We start from the raw sequence: 18,874 nt of genomic DNA on the forward strand, positions 1-18,874 counted from the left end.
TGTCGGTTAGAAAAAAGTAAATACTTATAAAAAACTTACTTAGAACTTTTTTCTGATCTATGTGGTAAAATGCTTCTCATAAGGAGTAAACTTGATTTATGAAAAAGCTCATCGTTTATCAGGATGATTCCTGTCCCATGAAACATGCATGCAAAGCCCTCGAGGGAAAGTGGAAGATTCCTGTGATCTATGTATTATGCGTAAATGGTACGCTTCGCTACAACGAACTCAAGCAGGCACTGGGGATTACCAATGTCATGTTATCCAATACTCTCAAAGACCTGGAGCAGGAGGGGCTGATTGTTCGGATCTCCTATAATGAAATCCCGCCACGTGTGGATTACTCCCTGTCAAAAAGTGCCCAGGGACTGATTCCGATCATGAATGCCTTCGCCCGCTGGGGCGAAACCCGGATGACAGATCTGGATACCGTATCCAGTCTGTTCGGGCAGGAAATTCTGGATAACCAGAAGTAATTCATTTCATATCGGAAAAGGGTATGTTTTTAAACAGATAAAGACAGAAGAGATCAAAGATACGCCCAAGAGACCGGAATTGCTCCGGCCTTTTTTGTTGGTTAAATTCACCTAAAACAGACACTTTGCGGCGGATGCCGTTTTGCCCAGGCAAAGAGCGGGGATCAGGCTCAGGTCGGGAGGCCTTGCGGTTTTATCCATAGATTGAAACAGCCGATTATGAATGGCTATGGATGATGGATCTTATATCTGAAAACAGGATCGAACAAAGAAAGCAGACACTATGGCCGATCAGGAAAGCAGATAAAAGGCAAAATCAGAAAGCAGTCATACGAAGGAAAGCAAAATACGATATGAAACAATCAGACGAAAAGGACGAGAGGATCAAAAAGAGGAAGAAAGACATCTGCCATCAGAAAAAAGGGATGAACAGAATCTCTGATAGGAAAAGATACAGGCAGACGCCCTTGGGGACTGTAGATCAGAACGAGTGTCTGATCAAAAAGTTGAGGTAATTTTGCGAATACCAGTCACCGTTCTTGGTCAACTTCATTATATCCGAAAAGTAAAATAAACTCTAAGATAAGAAAATTATCGAAAAAGAGACAAAACAGACAGATTTATTCGTGAATGAAGCGTCCAGCTGGCAAAAATGGAAAAGTGCAGCTCGTCAAGCTGGAATGAAAATTAAATCTCAAACAGCTGATTTTGTGCTCTTTTCTATAGGAAGTTAGTTGGTAAAGTGATGATAATGGTCATTTTATAATCGCTGATTCAGGACGAAAGAAAAGAAAAAAGAGAGAATATTCAAATTTGAATTGAATTCTTGCAAAAATCCCCCTCAAACTATCCGATTCGTACGAGTTTCTGCTCTTCTTTTTTCTTTCAAAGGTGGTTTGCCAAAGGTGGTTTGGCTGCAAGGATTCTCATACGGCATAGAAAGCAAAAACCAAGTCTTAGAATACAGGGATTTGGAGGGCAGGCAATACCAGACCTGGAGGGCAAATACGCAAGATCAGCCGTCAGCTTTTCAAGCCGTTTTTTTTGGAAAGAGACCAGCGCTGGGCACAAAGAGCAAACCATAGAGATGGTCCTGCCAGCCTGTCGGAATACGTATATGCACCGAATATCTGGCACCTCTATATGCATATAGATATTCAATATGCATATAGATATTCAATATGCATATAGATACAAGGGAACGAATTGAGTAGAAATCACTCTTTCAGTTCGCAAAGCTTCGAATGTTTCTTTTTGGAGTGCAGAACGTCCTGGGACAGTGCAGGATCGAGTGGGTTTGGCGAGTGGGGAGCAGGGGGGGCAGAAAGATGGTCGGAAAGTCAGGCAACCGGACAGCCGGGTTGGTTGAGAGGATTGGTCAGTTGACATTTACATCCCTCTGTCCTTTCCTGAAACCTTTATTCAAATTTAGTTTTCTGGTAAGGCCTGGAAAGCTTTGAAAAGGGAAAGAGGCCCCCAGAATCAAATTATGTGATAAATTCCATAACAAGAACCGCCTGAAACAGTTGTTATTTTTGCAGGAAAACGGATGAAAGCAAATTGAAGAAATATGACAGAAACAAAACAGGAGTATCCAAAAATAAAATTTATATGATGAAGGGCGAAAGAAAAACTGAACATAAATTTGCCCGATTCTGATTCAATAACCGCATAAAATAAGGGATATTCACATATAAGTCCAAATTGGATGAAAATTTTGTCCAGACCATGAAATGCTAAAAATAGATAGAGAAAGGACCGAGAAAAACAAGTGGAAAACAAGTCCTGACGATAAAATAGATGAGCATGCCAGAAGGACAAGCCCAAACTTCAACTATAATTTAGACATAAAGAACCCGTTAAAGGGGAAAGGAGAATTATTATGAGTAAGTCTTCATGGGGCTGGTTCAGAGTTCTGTTCATCATCCTGAGTATTGCATATATCTTCGCAGGTTTCATGTTGTTAATGTATCCGCAGATGTTTGCGGGAACCATGATCTATATGATCGGTTTTATGGCAATCTTCTATGGAATCGTACTGATCGGATCGTATCTGATGGCCACTAACTTCAAGAGTTCCTTCACATTGATTACCGGCATTATCCTGGTTATCCTTGGAATTCTGATTTCCTGCAATCTCTTCGAGGCATCCATTGCCTTAGGCGTTGTTGTTTCCATTGGCTTTATGGTTATTGGCGCATTCAAAATCTATCAGGCATTCTTCCTGAAAGATCTTGGCGTTCGCAGCTGGTGGACCATTCTGATTCTGGCTGCCTGCAACATCATCATTGGCCTGATCATGATCTTCAACCTGAACGATTCCGGTACGCTGATCACTCTGCTGATTGGTTCGAACCTGTTAGTCAACGGTGTATCTGACCTGATGCTTTCCTTCACAAGCTTCTAGATCTGATAAACTCTCAAAAAAGTCTATTTATCATTCTCAAAACGGCATTCCAGTTTCTGGAATGCCGTTTTACTGATTAAAGCATTCAAACTAGAATGAATCTTTCTTCTCTGGGCTTGAGGTCGTTGAACCTGTTGATTTCCTCTGATAAATTGAATAAAAAGGGAAATCATCATGAAACAGACACGAAAAATTATCCAGGAATCATTTATCGCCCTGGCGAACGAAAAACCAGTAGATAAAATTACCGTTAAAGAAATTGTTGACCGGTGCCAGATTAACCGGAACTCATTTTATTACCACTTTCAGGACTTGCCAGATCTGATCGAATCTATTTTTGAAGACCAGCTCAACGAAGAAGTCAGCCATCATGCCAATGAGGGCATCCAGGCTGTCTTACTCGCAACAGTAGAGTCCTTAGAAGATAAACATGACATCTGCCGCAATATTTATTACTCCAAAAACCGTGATATTTTATTCATGCGCATCAGCCGCATTGTCACCCGGATTGTGGAAGACTGCCTGAAAGAAACGTATATGCCCCATTATGTCATCTCAGATGAAGACTTTGCGATTATCGTTCAGTTATATCGAATGGAAGTCTCCGGATTTATTCTTGACTGGCTCCATGCGGGTATGAACTACGATCTGACCCGCCGCATTGGCCGGATGTTAGATCTGCGGGCAGGCACTCTGGAAAGCATGTTTGAAAAAGCGCAGCGTACCCGCCTGAGTGCAGCCAGCCAGGACTATCATCTGCGCAAGAAATAGCGATATCACGCAAACAGAGATACAAATGGAGATAAAAAATATAGGTTTATAAGGTTCCAACAGAAATCACGAACAAGAATCACTATTTTGAACGATGACTTTCCTGATTTTGATCACAAAATTAACAATAAACCCTATTGAGTCCAAGATGGTCTTACCAAGAAAAATGATTAATCGTTTTATTTAGAGCTCGGCAAAAGCCCGGCTCTAATTTTTTTTGCCCAGATGAAGGTTTGCAGGATCAAAGATTCAATGAGAATACGAAACAATCCGAACAGGACTCTGTTTATACGTGTTCTATCCTCTCCCTCCTTCACAATCGAAAGCGCATCCGGTGCCCATTGGGCACTTTTTTTGTTGGCAGATAAACAAATCAGGATCATTTCTTTCAAAATGAGATGGAAGTATATCGACTTGTGCTTCTACCTTGTCAGATTCAGGTACAATCAAGAAAGACAACGATGAAACAAAGGAGGCAGATTATGGCGGATTCTACATCTTTATTGCCTGAAGAGAGGACTGGATCGGAGACAAATATAATTTCTGGCAACAACGATCCCCAGGAAGAAAAACAAGAATTTGATCCTGGAAAAGACGACCAGAAGTGGTTCGCTCTTTTAAGCCAGCTGGAAACTCTGCGCAAGCAGACAGACAGAGAAACAAAGAAAGATCCGGTCTATTCGGGCGAGGTCTGGCTGCTTGAGCAGATGATTGATCGCCTGGGACTGGATGAATCTTTAACAAAACTTCTGGAAGACAGAAATACATATGAAACGAACCCCAATCTGTTACAGGTGGCGCTCTATCTGATTTGCTGCGAGTACGAAGATCAGACATTGGCGGATTGGCTGGTTGAAAGATTTCAGTTCAGCCATCAACAGATTCGTGATCTTTTTGCGTTGCTTGAAGAAATCAGACAAGAGGATTTGCTTGCCTATTCGAAAAAGCAGCAGCTGAGTGCGAAAGCCTCAGATCAGGATGAAAACAACACGATTTATGTCGTGGAAAGCGGCAGTCAGGAGCAGGGAGAAATGGATCTTTCGGCTTCGCCCATTGATGTGGTTTTAAAAGGAAGAAGACTGCCCAAAGAAATCAGACAGATTCAGCAGGAAAGATGGCTTGCGGCCATGGCCTACAACTCCAGTAATCAGCTTCCTTTCTTTTTTAAGCGATATCCCCGCCACGAGCAGAAAACAAAAGCATATTTTCAGGAACTGCCAACGCTTTTCGAAGATTGTAAGCAGGCCGATTTAAATCACTTTATTCTGCTTTCACCACGCGGCTATCACGATCCCAGTCATCTGGTCCCCTGGCTTGCTTTAAATCAGAAGCTGGCTGCGCCAGTCAGTCTGTATTGGCAAAGACTGGAAGACAAGTTTGATTTTTCGGATTTTTTCAATCCAGAAGTGACTGGCCAGATCAGGACAGGCGGCCTGCTCATCCGTGAATATCCGGTGAGTACGGACTTTTTCAAAACCTCTGGGGAACCAGAGCTGTTGAAAGGCTTGAAAGACTCGAACAATCTGAACGAGATGAATACTGATTCCTTGCGGTTGATTGTTTATCTGGATCCAGCAGCCCAAAGAAAGCAGGTCAATCATCTGCGTCGGGAACTCTCCAGACAAAAGCGGGAAGTAGAGCAATGGATGGCAGAAGGTCCGATCTCCTGGAATGAGCTGGCCCGTCAGATGCAGAAATATACCCTGCTCGATTTTTCTTATGACCCTGCAACACTGGCTCTTGAATCTTTGGATCAGGAAAAGTCGAATTCAACTGGTTCGGATGGATCAGCTTCGAAGAACTCTTTCTCTACGCATTCAGATTCTCGCTCAAGCAAACGGGAAAATGCGCAGACGAAAACCGCTCTCGCTAAGCCTTGGTCATGGCAGGTCAATACCGCAAAGATCGAACGTTTAGAAAAAACAGCAGGCTTTCGGGTCCTGTTAGTCAACGATGTGGATCAGGATCCCCTGACACTTTTACGGATCTGGAAAGAATATTGGGATCTGCATGAGGCCTCACTTTCGATTCAGGACCGTTTGTATCGTCAGTTTTATCGCGACCCGGCGATGGATCAGATTACGGCAGCTGATCTGACCAGCTATTCCCCTAAAGGCATCTGGGAATGGCGCAATTATCCGGAAGCTGGCAATCTGTTATGTGTGCTGGTGGCCAGACAGTTGTATTGCAGCATCTATCAAGTGTGGAAAAAATACTTTGCGAAAGGGTATGAAACACCCAGAGAGATTCTGCATATTCTTTCCTCGACCTCTTTTCGCTATGCCGAAGATCCTAAGCAGAAAGTGGTGCTCAGTTCTCTGACTGAGATGCAGAAAAACATTGTCCGCAAGTTTGGATTTCAGCTTCCGCCTTCAGCTAAAACATCATCACGCAAATGAAAACCCAGACCATAGGAGTCAACGCTCCATCTTGGCTGCCTGGCAGCCTGGATGGGATTTCTAATAAAGAAAATCTTTCCAGGCGAGGTCGGTCCAGGATTTAATCATCAAAATCAACCTGATGTACAGTTCTGCTTGTTGTTTCCATCTGGTGAATAGATGCACGTAGCCGGTCCATATTTTTCTTGGAATAAAATGGGTCTGCGGTTAGTTCAAATGGAATTCCATTTTCATTGATGATCTTTTTTAAATAAATATTGATTGCGGTTGATAAGGACAGACCGATCTTTGAACAAATTCGTTCTGCGTCTCTTTTGGTGCTGTCATCAATTTGAATGCTAATCTGTGCCATATGCTACCGTCTCCTCTACAAAATCTAGCATAGTATTGATAAATGCTATATACAAGGAAACGGATTTTAACAGTATAGATTAAATAGAAAACTGAGATCTGATCAGGTTCAGGTTTCAAAGGATGAGTCATGGTTTTATCCATTGAGCCGAATAGTATTGAATGAACCATAACAGAAAAACTCCCGGATTCTTTGAAAGAGTCCGGGAGTTTTTTATAGAGATGTTCGGCTTAGGGTTTTGCATGGATCTGATCAGTTGTTGTGGTCGTTGTTCTGGCACGAATCCGCGCTGAATCCACACGACCAATGGGAGTCAGGATGCTTGAGCAGGGAGTCGCTGGTCAGAAATAAGGAAGGCTTTTCTTCTTCAATCCAGAGACAGGAGAAATGTTCTCCGGTTTTGTGTCCATCCCGGCGATACGAGAAGCCATAAGGGCTGGTTTTGGTATTGAGATTAGACAGGTGAATGTTCTGTGGTGGAATGCCCTGGCTTTCGAGGATGCGCACATTGACCAGTTGATTGTCCAGAAAACTGCGATCTCCCTGGCCTGGGTGAATACAGCCCTCTAAGGACAGATGATTCGCCTGCGCCATTTCACAGACTTGGTCGATGACTTCAGGACCAACTTCCAGAGAATGCACCAGTAAAGAAGGGGAGAAATAAACCTGCAAGGTTTCTGGATGGAACAGTCCGTCCTGTTTGAGAGCGTCCAGAAGGCGAAGCAAAATGGCCTGGGCGGTGCCCTTCCAGCCGGAATGAACGGCGGCAATCATTGGAATGGTTGGGTCTTCCAGCAGGATTCCCAGACAGTCGGCTGTGAACACGCCAATTAAAAGGCCAGGATCGGTCGTATACAGGCCATCGGTTTCCAGAATAGAGCTTTCAGCATCAAAGGCGCCTTTGCCGGCGTCTTTTTTCGTTACCCGGGTGATGTTGGCGGTATGCTTCTGCCAGGGAAGGCACCATTGCTCTAAAGGCAGAGTTTCTTTTTGAAGCATCCGTCTGTTTTCCATGACATCCAGAGGATTCTGACAGACATGCAAAGCGAGATTCCCACTTTCAGGAGCATCCGGCGTGCGCAACGTGAAGCATCCGCGGATGATCTGATCAGAGAAAACAAGCCGATTCAGATGATGAACAGTCATGAATTCAGTATACCAATACAACGATAGATGTAAGCAAATAAATATGAAATCCATATATCCCCTGTCAAAATAGATTCAGGTAGCACTTAAGACTTGCATCTGCCAGAAGCGGTGCTATCATGATTAGCAGTTGAACAGATAGAGTGCCAAAACGAGGTGGGAACATGGACCTGACATACCGGCAGCAGGCAATTCTGAAGGCTGTAGTCGAAGAGTTTACCCGTACTGCCCAGCCAATTGGCTCCAAATCCCTGATTCCTTTTCTGGGAATCTCCATCTCATCAGCTACAATCCGAAATGAGCTGGCTGTTCTGGAAAAAGTCGGTCTGCTGGAGAAAACCCATACGTCAAGTGGACGGGTTCCTTCTTTGAAGGGATATCGTTATTACGTAGAAAACCTGATGGAACTTTCACTCGATGATTCCATCCAGCAGGGGCTTCGGCAGGTGTTTTCCAGACGTCACTGTTCCCTGGAAGATGTTATTGCCACGAGCTGTTCCATTTTAGCGGAAATGACGCATCTGACCAGTATGGTGATTGAACCGGATAAGAGCCGGCAGACTCTGATCAGACTCTCTTTAATCCCTGTCAACCAGACTCAGGCAGTGGCAGTGGTCGTGACCAGTACCGGTCAGACCGAACACAGGATGTTTAATTTCTCTTCTGATCTTTCGATTGAGGATCTGAAAGAATGCACGGACTTGTTGAATGACCAGCTCCATGGCGTTCCGATTGATCAGCTGGTTGAAAAACTGGAAGAGATCCGACCAACCCTGGCGGCCAATGTCTCCCGTCATGAAGTTCTTTTTGAGGCGTTTATTTCCGCGTCGCTTGGCTTTGCCACCCATGAATCCAAAGTGTATGGCCGGGCCAACATGCTTGCCCAGCCGGAATTTGCGGATGCGGCCAAGCTTCAGACCCTGATGAAAGTTCTCGAAAATGAATCTCTGTTCCATGAATGGACAGGAATGCCGGGCAATATCTGCACGCGAATCGACCAGCGCAACGAACTGATTCAGATCGGGGACTGCTCGGTGATCAGCGCGAAATTTGACACCGGTCCGGGAGAGCAGGGCCAGCTGATGGTCGTCGGGCCAAGCCGTATGCCCTATGCCCAAGTGATTGCCCTGATGGATTACATGTCCGAACAGATCGAAAAGATGTTTGGGCCACGGCTAGAAGGAGTACAGGATGAGCAAAAATCAGACAAAGAAGAAACCTGATCCAAAAGCAGCAGAAGAAAAGGCGGCTGACCAGGCCGCTGAACCTGTTGAAGCTGAAATTGTGGAAGAAAAAGACGTTGTTGATCCGATTGATGCCCTGAACCAGGAAATTGATTCACTGCAGGCGCAGCTGACACAGAGTAAAACTGATCTGCTGCGTGCTTATGCGGATACGGATAATACCCGCAAACGACTGCAGCGTGAAGCTGAACAGGCTAAAAAATATCGTTTCCAGAGCGCAGCGTTAGAACTGCTGCCAATTCTGGATAACTTAAACCGGGCGCTTGCCGCCAAACCGGACAATCCAGAAGTTCAAAACTATGTCCGGGGATTTGAAATGATCCAGACACAGCTCGTCAACGCGTTAGCGAACGAGGGTGTTCAGGAAATAGATGCTTTAAACCAGCCTTTTGACGCCAACTTTATGCAGGCTCTGGCAACAGAGAAAAAAGAAGGCGTTGAGCCTGGCATCGTAACCGATGTCATGCAGAAGGGCTATAAGCTCAAAGACCGCATGCTGCGGCCAGCTCTTGTAAAAGTGAGCGAATAAAGGAGGAGAGAGCTAACTATGAGCAAGATTATTGGTATTGACCTTGGTACTACCAACAGCTGTGTTGCCGTTATGGAAGGCGGGGAACCAAAAGTAATTCCTAACCCTGAAGGCAACCGTACAACTCCATCTGTTGTTGCCTTTAAAAATGATGAAAGAATCATCGGTGATGCCGCTAAACGTCAGGCCATCACAAACCCAAATGTCATTGCATCCATTAAACGTAAAATGGGTACAAACGAAAAAGTAACCGTTGATGGAAAAGACTATACTCCACAGGAAATTTCCGCAATGATCCTTCAGTACATCAAGACTTATGCGGAAGAATACCTGGGCGAACCGGTTAAAGAAGCAGTTATCACGGTTCCAGCTTACTTCAACGATGCTCAGCGTCAGGCAACAAAAGATGCCGGTACAATTGCTGGCTTAAATGTAGCTCGTATTATCAATGAACCAACAGCCGCAGCTCTGGCTTATGGTATTGATAAAACGGATAAAGAAATTAAAGTCCTCGTTTATGACCTCGGTGGTGGTACATTCGATGTTTCCATCCTGGATCTGAGTGATGGTACATTCGAAGTCTTATCGACAAACGGTGATACTCACCTTGGTGGTGATGACTTCGATAACGTAATCGCTGACTGGATCGTTGACCAGTTCAAGAAAGACAACGGCATCGATCTGAAAGCCGACAAGATGGCGATGCAGCGAATTAAAGAAGCCGCAGAAAAAGCCAAGAAAGATCTGTCCGCTACAATGCAGGCCCAGATTTCTCTGCCATTTATCTCTGCCGGCCCTGCTGGACCATTACACATTGAAACAACTCTGACTCGTGCTAAATTCAACGAAATGACCAAATACCTCGTTGAAAAGACGATCGTTCCTATTGAAAATGCATTAAAAGATGCAGATCTGACTGTGAATGATATCGATGAAGTTCTGCTCGTTGGTGGATCGACTCGTATCCCAGCTGTTCAGGAAGCTGTCAAGAAAGCAACTGGCAAAGAACCAAACAAATCTGTTAACCCAGATGAAGCTGTAGCCATCGGTGCTGCTATTCAGGGTGGTGTACTTGCTGGTGATGTTAAAGACGTTCTGCTGCTCGATGTTACTCCATTAACATTAGGTATCGAAACAATGGGCGGCGTCATGACACCACTGATCCCACGCAACACAACGATTCCTACAAAGAAATCCCAGATCTTCTCTACTGCTGCCGATAACCAGCCAGCTGTAGACATCAAAGTTTTACAGGGTGAACGTCCAATGGCTGCCGACAACAAAGAACTGGGCAACTTCCAGTTAACTGGTATTGCTCCTGCTCGTCGTGGTATGCCGCAGATCGAAGTTACATTTGATATCGATGCCAACGGTATCGTGAATGTAACGGCTAAAGATAAAGCTTCTGGTAAAGAACAGAACATCGTCATCCAGAACTCCAATGGTCTGTCTGAAGATGAAATCGACCGCATGGTTAAAGAAGCTGAATCCAACAAAGCTGCCGACGATAAGAAGAAAGCTGAAGTTGAAACCCGCAACAAAGCGGATGCGTTTGTCGCTCAGGTTGATGCAATGCTCGAAGATGACAAAGACAAGATTCCAGAAAAAGAAGCAGAAGAACTCAAGGCAAAACGCGATGAACTGCAAAAAGCCCTGGATGAAAACGACATGGATAAAGTTGAATCCATCATGTCCGTTCTCGAAAAAGCAGCACAGGCAGCAAGCCAGGCGATGTATCAGCAGGCAAACCAGCCAAATAACGAACAGCCAAAGAATGACAACAACAACAACGATGATGTTGTTGATGCCGAATTCACAGAAAAGAAGTAAACTCTTTTCCAGGTTCCTCGTTTTAGTGCAACCAACATGCCCTGCCGCTTTCCTGAATGCAGTCTGTATGGACTGAATCATAAGTGAATACGGACAAAATGCACCTGTCTTTTCAGGATGAAAGCGAATTTCGGGCATAGAATACGCGGATTTGCGGACTTTATGCTCTGCACTTCATACAGATTGAACCAATCTGTACTAAAATAACGGTACGAACCAAAATTAAGCTACAGGGGCTCTTGCTTCTGTAGCTTTCTGCGTAAGAAGGGGGAATACGATGCCGCAGCAGCAAAAAGACTTATACAAAATTCTTGGTGTTGACAAAACGGCTTCTGCAGAGGAAATCAAAAAGGCTTACCACAAATTAGCCCGCAAATACCATCCTGATATCAACAAAGAACCAGGTGCAGAAGAAAAGTTTAAAGATATTAACGGAGCCTATGAAATTTTAGGCAACGAAGAAAAAAGAGCGCAATATGACCGCTTTGGCACGGTTGATGGACAGGGAGGATTTGACTTCAGTTCTTTCTACCAGCAGCAGTCCGGTTATGATCCATTTTCGGAAATTTTCAACATGTTTACCGGCGGCGGCTTTGGCGGCGCTCAGAGCCAGGCTTTCAGAAACCAGCCAATCCAGGGGCAGGATGTTTACAAACGCATGAACATTGACTTCATGGAGGCTGTAGATGGAACGACTCGCACCGTCACCGTTGATGTAGATGAGCCTTGTGAGCATTGCCATGGTACGGGTGCTGAACATCCAGGGGATGTGCACACCTGCTCGCGATGCCGCGGGACTGGCCGCGTCACGGAAGTGGTCAATACGCCATTTGGCCGTTTCCAGCAGACTGAAGTGTGCCCGGAATGTCGCGGCACCGGTCAGACGATCAAAGAAAAATGCCACGAATGCCATGGCGAAGGCTACGAGCATGTCACCAAAAAACTCGATGTCAAAATTCCGCAGGGCATTCAGAGTGGCCAGCAGATCCGTCTGGTGGGCAAAGGCGAACGCGGCCTGAACGGGGGTCCAAACGGTGATCTCTACATTGAAATCAACGTCGGCGAGCATCCAGTCTTCAAACGGACTGGCCAGGATATCCGGGTTCAGGTTCCAATCTCCGCACTGGATGCAACCTTAGGCACAACGCTGAACGTTCCAACCGTCCATGGGGATGTTGAACTCGAAATTCCAGCTGGAACCCAGCCAGGCCAGCAGTTCCGTCTCAAAGGCAAAGGGGTTCCATACGGCAAGAGTGCCGGGGATGAGTTTGTGGATATTAAAGTTGAAATTCCAAAACGAATCAGCGAAAAAGACCGCGAACTGTATGAACAGCTGCGCAGTTCCGCTGAAGCCAAAGCCGACAGCCCATTTGAACGCTTCAAAAAATTCTTCTCCGGAAAATAAACCCAAAAACAGCCCATTGGAACTGGATTCAGAACCGATGGGCTTTTTATAAGGGCCAAATGGGCAGTGGCAGGAAGAAGTGTTCTCTTGCAAATGGCGGCTGAAAATGGAAGAAACCAGCTGAAAGGACAAAGAACCAGACAAGGCCCGGACAAAAGATCGGACAAAAAACGGGATTTAACAGTTGGATAAATAAGGCAATTTTAAAATAATAAGGGCTAAATGATTGAAATTCCGTTATCGGCTCATCCTCCATTTTTCACCTGTCCACTATTCTTTGCATGTCCATCGTCACCAACATGTCCTTTGTTATCAAGCTAGGCGAATACGCCACGGCTTGCCATGGGGATGAAAGCCCTCTGAAAGATGCTTTTGAGATTCAATAATGGATAAGATGCGACCGACAAAAGCGCTAAAAGCAATTTTTTGTCTGTTATATATGAACGTTTACGCCTGAAATCAACATTTTAGGGTTTGTTATGATCATTAATTGCGAACGTTTTTAGTCAACCTGACCATGAAAGGGACATTTGTCAGGCCCATCTGGATAAATAAAATAAATGCGTTTTCGGTCTTTTTATTGCGCATTTTTTGCGTCTGATGTACAATAAATATAGAAATAGAAAGCGCGTAGGTCTGCCAGTATTTTGGAGTTAGCAGACATACTTTGTACAGAATGATCAAAACTGATAACCTGCCTTATCATCTTTCTATTGGCGGCCATTATATGTTTGATTCTGAAGAGCTGGATGTCTATCTTGGGAAGACTCCAGAAAAGTCGCAAAGAACCGCCATTGGTTATTGCCGTGTTTCTACAAAGAAAAGAATGGCGGACCTGGAAAGGCAGGCAGATGTTGTTGAGATCTATATGCAGAAGCAGGGCTGGCAATACCAGATTATTGAGGATATTGGATCTGGAATGAATTACAAAAAGCCAGGTCTGCTTAAACTGATAGATCTGCTTATAAACAGAAAAGTCAGTCACATTGTCATTACCCACAAAGACCGCCTGCTGCGTTTCGGCTTTGAACTGGTTGAATATCTTGCCAAAAAGATGGAGACAGAAATTGTAATCATCAATCAGGGAGAAGAACGAAACAGTGCGCAGGAACTCACAGATGACCTGATTGCCATCATTACTGTTTTTTCTGGCCGCTTATATGGTTCATGCAGCAACAAGAATAAGGGATCTTGAGCAATGTTTGTTCCGAATAGTTTGTTTCACAATTTTGAAAAATTTCATAAGTAATCTGCCCAATAGACATAGGAGTGATTTCTATATCAACGAGTCATTAATGGAAGATTGAAAATTTTCATAATCACTTGAAAGCAAAGTCTTAGAACAAACATCGCACAAGATCCGAATAAGAAAATAATTGAAGAAACCAGGAAACTGCTCAAGGAGGACAAGGAAGATGAGTCGATCGAAAAAAACAATTCAGATGGTGTCCGTCAGACTGGACAAAAACCAGAGCAGACAGGCAGATAACTTATTTCTCGCCTGGAGAGAAACCTATAACCTTCTTGCTCCTTTTGGCTGTTCCATTGAGTTGATGGGAAAGTCCTGGAAAAAGTGCCGGGACCAAATCCGCGCTGAAAAACGACAGCTTCTTAAAGATACGACCAATCACGTAGCTAAATTGACGGGTATTTCTTTTCCAAAGGGAATGCTTCCTTCATGGCTCTGGACATGTGCTATGCAGTCTATCATCACAAACCGTAAATCCATGGAGGAAGAGATCATCCGCCGTATCAAGGATGAACTCTATACGAAGTACAAGATGAATGCCCAGGAAGCCTCAGTTGTATTTTATGTGGTCAAGACGCCTTCGCTGTTTAAACCAATCATTCGAAATCATCGGTTTGAACCTCTGGAGATTTCCAATAAAGATATCGCTGGCCGCCTGAAAAAATGCGATCCTGTCAGAATCCACCGGCTTCTCACTCATGCGGCAAGAAGGTATCGACAGTACCATAAACCAGTTCATACCAACAAAGGCAGCTGGATGAAAATTGACAAAAACGGTTATACAATCCGTCATGAAGAGAATACAACAATCATTCAGCTGATGGGGTTAGGAAACCAGGAGCCATTTGAAGTCAAACTCCGGGGGATTTTCTATACATCCAAAAAAGAAAAGACCAGAGGCAACCTTACTGTGCTCTATGACCGTGAAAAAAAACGTCTGGTTTTTCAGAGACTTGTCGAAGTAAGAAACCATCCTTCCAAGTCAGAGAAGAACGTTGGCGTAGATGCTGGAATTACTTCTTTGCTCAGCACTTCCAATAATATTTTGTCTGCTGAACTTAAAAAGAAGAAAACTGAAGATAAAAAACAGGTGTTGCGCAAAAACAAGAGCAAGGCGGCTGAAACTTTAGACCAAAGAACTTACAAAGAATGCTTTTATCCTGCTTCTGATTTTCTGAGTGCGCGAGGAGTTCAGAGAAACCGGATGCGGGATCGAAGAAAAAATCTTTTAAAGCAGGCTGACCAGGAGAAGTTTGCATCTAAAAAACCGGATCTTTCCCCTCAGGAAAAGAAAGCCTGCGAAGAACGGACATACTCGCTTTTGCGCAAGGCAGAAAGGATCAGAAAGAACAATATCCGCGGTAGAAAGTCCTTTGCCCGCCAGTCCAGAAAGATCCAGGCCCATCTGGAATGCCTGATCAACGAAGAAATTGCTTTGGTCCTGAAGACAGACCAGAATGTCGGCCATATTGTAATGGAAGATCTGGATATCCGAGGGGCGGCCAGCAAGTATAAGCGAATGAACCGCCTGCTTTCGGAATGGATGTATGGCGTCCTGCAGGAGAGAATCGAATACAAAGCCGGCCTGAAGGAGATCGGAGTCTCGTATGTCAATCAGGCCTACAGTTCCCAGTACTGCCACATCTGCGGAGCAAAAGTTACCCGCGACAAATCAGCTCATGAAAAGGCGTTTTGTCCTGTGCACAAAGAAATGAACGCCGATATCAATGCGGCGTCCAATCTTGTATGGATTTATGAGAATCATCCGGAAATCACCAAATGGACTCCCCGAGAGAGCATTAAGAAGCTTTATGAAGAGAGAATCGAGCAGTTAAAGAATCAGCAGGCAACAAAACAAGAAACAAAACAAGAAACAAAACAAGAAGTAAAACAAGTAACCAGTCAAGTAACACCATAACTCCCTAACTAACCAAGTAAACAAATGAATAGACAGCCATAATGACTGTCCGAGCTTTCATCAAGCCCGGCCGGAGCTGTTTTGTGAAATCTTCGGGTTTCTTAAAACTCAGGCCTGTACCGCGCCGGACGGGCTTTGAGGGGGACCAATTCTGCGAGATTGGGGTATGCCCCTTAAAATTACAAGCTGTACTTTCCCCGGAAAGTGCGGTGCGTAAAGCGGGACTTAGATAAGATTGAAGATTCAGAGTGGAGTCCAAAAGACAAGGCTTTGGATCACCATTCAATTTAACCCTTCGACCGCCGGCTAATGCCGAACACTGTTCGCAGGCAGGAGTGAGTACATTTTATCCCTCCAAGGACAAATTCTACTCATTTATTGAAGGGACAAAAGACCAGATGAAAGGACAGACGAAGGGGATCTGAATCCATTGAAATCAGCGTCCTGGCTGTTGCTTTCAATGGTTTTGGAACTAAAATCAGCTGAGTGCTGAAAATGGCTTTTTGTCCTGAAGAGTCTAAACTGAAGGTAACCCCAAACACGATCCTGGCCCTTTATTTCTCTAACCTCTCTCTAAAGCAGCTTTGAACCTGGTCTGGATAACTCTGAATCCACGCTTCAAAAAAGTTACAGACCTGTCTGGACGTATCAAAAGTCCACCAGGCTGTGCAGGGACAAAAATCGCTTTAAAGGTGGTCATTTCAGCCACGGTTTTGGCAGAAATAATCAAAAATATAAAAGGACACACATGTAAATCAGACGCTGTCCGATTGAAAAGCCAGCTGGCTTTTTGGAAAGGACTGAATATGGCAGATAATACAAGACTTTACTCGATTCTCGGGCTGACTCCAGATGCCGATGACAAAGCCATTAAAAAGGCATACCGGAAACTGGCGATGAAGTATCACCCTGACGTGAATAAAGACGCAGGCGCAGAAGATAAATTTAAAGAAATCAACCTGGCCCACGAAACGCTTTCCAACCCGGAGCGGCGGGCACTTTATGATAAATACGGTGAGATTTCCCTTGATCCAAACTTCAATGAAGATATGTATAACGCCCAGAGAGGATTTGGCGGCTTTGGAAATGGCGGCTTCTCCTATTCTGGTGATGGTGCAGGCTTTGACTTCTCCGATCTCTTCGGTGGAGGAGGAAGCAGCTTTGGCGGATTTGGAGGCTTTGGCGGCGGCCAGGGCGGCTTCAGCTTTGAAGACCTCTTTGGCCGACAGAGCAGCCAGTCCCATGAATACCCGGCAAAGGGTGAAGATCGTCATGGAAGCATTACGATCGACTTTATGGAAGCGGCCAAAGGCGGCACGGAAACGCTCACGTTTAATGTAACCGAACCAGGTCCGAACGGCACCCGTGTCAGCAAACCGCTGACGCTGGAAGTTAAGATTCCAGCCGGTATCCGGGAAGGCCAGAAGATCCGGATTCCTGGCAAAGGAGAACCGGGCGTATTTGGCGGCCCGGCAGGCGACCTCTATCTTGAAGTCAATATCAAGCCTGACCAGACCTTTACCCGGGATAACCTGGATATCATCGTTGAAGTCAGTGTGGATTGCGTTACGGCAGCTCTTGGGGGAACAATCGACGTTCCAACCCTCGATGGCACAGTAGAAATGAAAGTTCCAGCTGGTATTCAGTCTGGCCAGAGACTGCGTCTGAAAGGCAAAGGAATCGCTTCCTCTAAAGGTACTGGTGACGAATATGCGAAGATTCGCATCACTGTTCCAAAACCACTGACCGACGAACAGCGCGAGCTCTTTGAAAAATTACGTGATCTTCAAAAGTAAAATCAGATTTCCAAATTCTGTTGGATTCGATTCGATCTCAACAGCCGAACGCGACAATTTCCGTTCGGCTGTTTTTCAGTGAAGCAATCAATCGGACAGAAGATGCCAATCTTGGCGGCGATCCGCTATAATAACCGGGATATGAGGTGAAAAAATGGATGAAAACAAAAATCAGGTTCCAAACGAGAAACCTGTTAAACCAAACGAATCTGGCAGCGATGTTGTCGAAACCGTCGAAGTTGTTGAAGAAGAAGTGATTACTCCTGTAGATTCAGAAGATAGAGCCCAGAACAATCAGGAGGATGGGATCAAAGAACTGGCCGGCTATGGAAAAGAGACTCCATTAGAGGGCGAAATCATCGATTCTGTTCCAAGTACTGGCGATGAAGAGGCCGAAGCCGTGGATCCAGAAGTTGTTGCCAGTCTGGATAACCAGATTAAGGATCTGATGAAAAAATACAAGATGACTATGTGGGCTCTGGTTGCCTGCATCGTTGTCTATCTGCTTTTCCTGTTTGTCATCAAAACCGCCTACAGCACATGGATTGTCTTAGGCATTTGCGTGGTGATGATCGCAATTGCCGTGTATAACACCAAAATCTCCCGCCAGGTCCAGAAACTGGCGCTCGAAAAACGCCGTCTGACTCATCCCAATGACGCTCCTGCGGCTTCCCAGCCTGCTTCGAGCGGCCTGATGGGCAAATCGACAGCCGGTGCTCCAGTTGGTGAGGTGGATTCCAGCCAGCCAATCGTGGCCAATGCCACTTCCTTAAATGATTTGCCAAAACAGTACACGGTGCTTGATGATGTTGAATTTGGCGATGGCCAGCGGGCAGCCAATGTAGTTGTTTCCCCTTACGGGATTGCGGTGGTCGGAAATGAAGATCTGCGCCCGGAAATGGAAGCGATCTTACAGGAAGAGGGTCTGGAAGACATTCCCGTTTCTTATTACAATCCGGATGAAGAAGTCAGCAGTATTGCGGAAAAGATCCAGGAAGATAAAATGGTTGTTCTCGATGAAAACAAAATCATGTCTCTTCTGTTAAAACTGACGGGAATTAAACGCTAGAACGAACTTTTCTTCCTTCAAGCGAAGAATCAGGATGCTTTTTTCCATCCTGCAAGAGTAGATTGGCATGAGAATCAGCAACTCCATGCTTTTGCGTAAAAAAATGAAAATGCTCTGAATTCCGGTATGGAAGATTACCGTGGAATTCAGAGCATTTTTATTGCGTGAATTAGCTTGAAATTGGCTTAAACATAAATGATTAATCCCTATAAATCTCTGGGTTTATAGGTGCCCGATCCTCAGAAGATCCATTTTGTCCAATGGGTGGCTAGCGCAGTGAATG

At 44.9% G+C, this 18,874-nt stretch carries 13 protein-coding genes and 1 pseudogene; 12 read left to right on the forward strand and 2 right to left on the reverse strand.

All coding sequences use genetic code 11. The features are described from left to right. Positions 1-98 precede the first annotated feature (98 nt). The 4 genes from U4956_RS08345 (at position 99) to U4956_RS08360 (ending at position 6,053) form a co-directional block, all read left to right on the forward strand. Entirely contained in the window at positions 99-476 is a 378-nt protein-coding gene (locus tag U4956_RS08345; protein WP_323090129.1) for a winged helix-turn-helix transcriptional regulator, read from the forward strand. A 1,882-nt stretch (positions 477-2,358) separates the two neighbouring features. After that, on the forward strand, positions 2,359-2,883 hold the full coding sequence (locus U4956_RS08350; RefSeq protein WP_323090130.1) for a DUF308 domain-containing protein: 525 nt from the start codon (positions 2,359-2,361) through the stop codon (positions 2,881-2,883). Positions 2,884-3,057: 174 nt separating this feature from the next. Next, positions 3,058-3,654 carry a TetR/AcrR family transcriptional regulator C-terminal domain-containing protein gene (locus tag U4956_RS08355; protein ID WP_323090131.1) on the forward strand — a complete coding sequence of 199 codons (597 nt, stop codon included), beginning with the start codon at positions 3,058-3,060 and terminating at the stop codon, positions 3,652-3,654. A gap of 482 nt (positions 3,655-4,136) precedes the next feature. Further along, positions 4,137-6,053: a hypothetical protein gene (locus U4956_RS08360; protein WP_323090132.1), complete on the forward strand. Its 1,917-nt coding sequence runs from the start codon at positions 4,137-4,139 to the stop codon at positions 6,051-6,053. Between the two features lie 100 nt (positions 6,054-6,153). Here U4956_RS08360 and U4956_RS08365 read toward each other — a convergent pair whose 3' ends face one another. Beyond that, entirely contained in the window at positions 6,154-6,405 is a 252-nt protein-coding gene (locus tag U4956_RS08365; RefSeq protein ID WP_323090133.1) for a type II toxin-antitoxin system RelB/DinJ family antitoxin, read from the reverse strand. A 252-nt stretch (positions 6,406-6,657) separates the two neighbouring features. After that, positions 6,658-7,551 (reverse strand): polyphenol oxidase family protein, encoded by an 894-nt coding sequence (locus tag U4956_RS08370; RefSeq protein WP_323090134.1) that lies wholly within the window; start codon positions 7,549-7,551, stop codon positions 6,658-6,660. Positions 7,552-7,715: 164 nt separating this feature from the next. Between U4956_RS08370 and hrcA the strand changes: the two genes are divergently transcribed. The 8 genes and pseudogenes from hrcA to U4956_RS08410 all read left to right on the forward strand — a co-directional run bounded on the left by hrcA (position 7,716) and on the right by U4956_RS08410 (position 18,591). After that, entirely contained in the window at positions 7,716-8,774 is a 1,059-nt protein-coding gene (hrcA, locus tag U4956_RS08375) for a heat-inducible transcriptional repressor HrcA (protein ID WP_323090135.1), read from the forward strand. Continuing rightward, entirely contained in the window at positions 8,743-9,324 is a 582-nt protein-coding gene (gene grpE, locus U4956_RS08380) for a nucleotide exchange factor GrpE (RefSeq protein ID WP_323090136.1), read from the forward strand. Before hrcA ends, grpE begins: the two co-directional genes overlap by 32 nt. 18 nt (positions 9,325-9,342) lie before the next feature. Further along, positions 9,343-11,154 carry a molecular chaperone DnaK gene (gene dnaK, locus U4956_RS08385; RefSeq protein ID WP_323090137.1) on the forward strand — a complete coding sequence of 604 codons (1,812 nt, stop codon included), beginning with the start codon at positions 9,343-9,345 and terminating at the stop codon, positions 11,152-11,154. 277 nt (positions 11,155-11,431) lie between these two features. Continuing rightward, positions 11,432-12,559, forward strand: a complete 1,128-nt coding sequence (dnaJ, locus tag U4956_RS08390; RefSeq protein WP_323090138.1) for a molecular chaperone DnaJ — start codon at positions 11,432-11,434, stop codon at positions 12,557-12,559. Positions 12,560-13,205: 646 nt separating this feature from the next. Continuing rightward, positions 13,206-13,754, forward strand: a pseudogene (locus U4956_RS08395) (IS607 family transposase); the annotation flags it as partial. A gap of 220 nt (positions 13,755-13,974) precedes the next feature. Beyond that, complete coding sequence (locus U4956_RS08400) at positions 13,975-15,726, forward strand: zinc ribbon domain-containing protein (protein ID WP_323090140.1); 1,752 nt, start codon at positions 13,975-13,977, stop codon at positions 15,724-15,726. 806 nt (positions 15,727-16,532) lie between these two features. After that, positions 16,533-17,522 carry a DnaJ C-terminal domain-containing protein gene (locus U4956_RS08405; RefSeq protein WP_323090141.1) on the forward strand — a complete coding sequence of 330 codons (990 nt, stop codon included), beginning with the start codon at positions 16,533-16,535 and terminating at the stop codon, positions 17,520-17,522. 154 nt (positions 17,523-17,676) lie between these two features. Then, positions 17,677-18,591: a hypothetical protein gene (locus tag U4956_RS08410; protein WP_323090142.1), complete on the forward strand. Its 915-nt coding sequence runs from the start codon at positions 17,677-17,679 to the stop codon at positions 18,589-18,591. The last annotated feature ends 283 nt before the right edge of the window (positions 18,592-18,874 follow it).

The sequence above is a fragment of the Allobaculum sp. JKK-2023 genome, from assembly GCF_034745455.1.
Taxonomy (GTDB): Bacteria; Bacillota_I; Bacilli_A; order Erysipelotrichales; family Erysipelotrichaceae; genus Allobaculum.

Excerpts from the sequence above, each read along its gene's own strand:
- U4956_RS08345 (WP_323090129.1), top strand. The coding sequence starts at position 99 with ATGAAAAAGCTCATCGTTTATCAGGATGATTCCTGTCCCATGAAACAT.
- U4956_RS08350 (WP_323090130.1), top strand. The coding sequence starts at position 2,359 with ATGAGTAAGTCTTCATGGGGCTGGTTCAGAGTTCTGTTCATCATCCTG.
- U4956_RS08355 (WP_323090131.1), top strand. The coding sequence starts at position 3,058 with ATGAAACAGACACGAAAAATTATCCAGGAATCATTTATCGCCCTGGCG.
- U4956_RS08360 (WP_323090132.1), top strand. The coding sequence starts at position 4,137 with ATGGCGGATTCTACATCTTTATTGCCTGAAGAGAGGACTGGATCGGAG.
- U4956_RS08365 (WP_323090133.1), bottom strand. The coding sequence starts at position 6,405 with ATGGCACAGATTAGCATTCAAATTGATGACAGCACCAAAAGAGACGCA.
- U4956_RS08370 (WP_323090134.1), bottom strand. The coding sequence starts at position 7,551 with ATGACTGTTCATCATCTGAATCGGCTTGTTTTCTCTGATCAGATCATC.
- hrcA (WP_323090135.1), top strand. The coding sequence starts at position 7,716 with ATGGACCTGACATACCGGCAGCAGGCAATTCTGAAGGCTGTAGTCGAA.
- grpE (WP_323090136.1), top strand. The coding sequence starts at position 8,743 with ATGAGCAAAAATCAGACAAAGAAGAAACCTGATCCAAAAGCAGCAGAA.
- dnaK (WP_323090137.1), top strand. The coding sequence starts at position 9,343 with ATGAGCAAGATTATTGGTATTGACCTTGGTACTACCAACAGCTGTGTT.
- dnaJ (WP_323090138.1), top strand. The coding sequence starts at position 11,432 with ATGCCGCAGCAGCAAAAAGACTTATACAAAATTCTTGGTGTTGACAAA.
- U4956_RS08400 (WP_323090140.1), top strand. The coding sequence starts at position 13,975 with ATGAGTCGATCGAAAAAAACAATTCAGATGGTGTCCGTCAGACTGGAC.
- U4956_RS08405 (WP_323090141.1), top strand. The coding sequence starts at position 16,533 with ATGGCAGATAATACAAGACTTTACTCGATTCTCGGGCTGACTCCAGAT.
- U4956_RS08410 (WP_323090142.1), top strand. The coding sequence starts at position 17,677 with ATGGATGAAAACAAAAATCAGGTTCCAAACGAGAAACCTGTTAAACCA.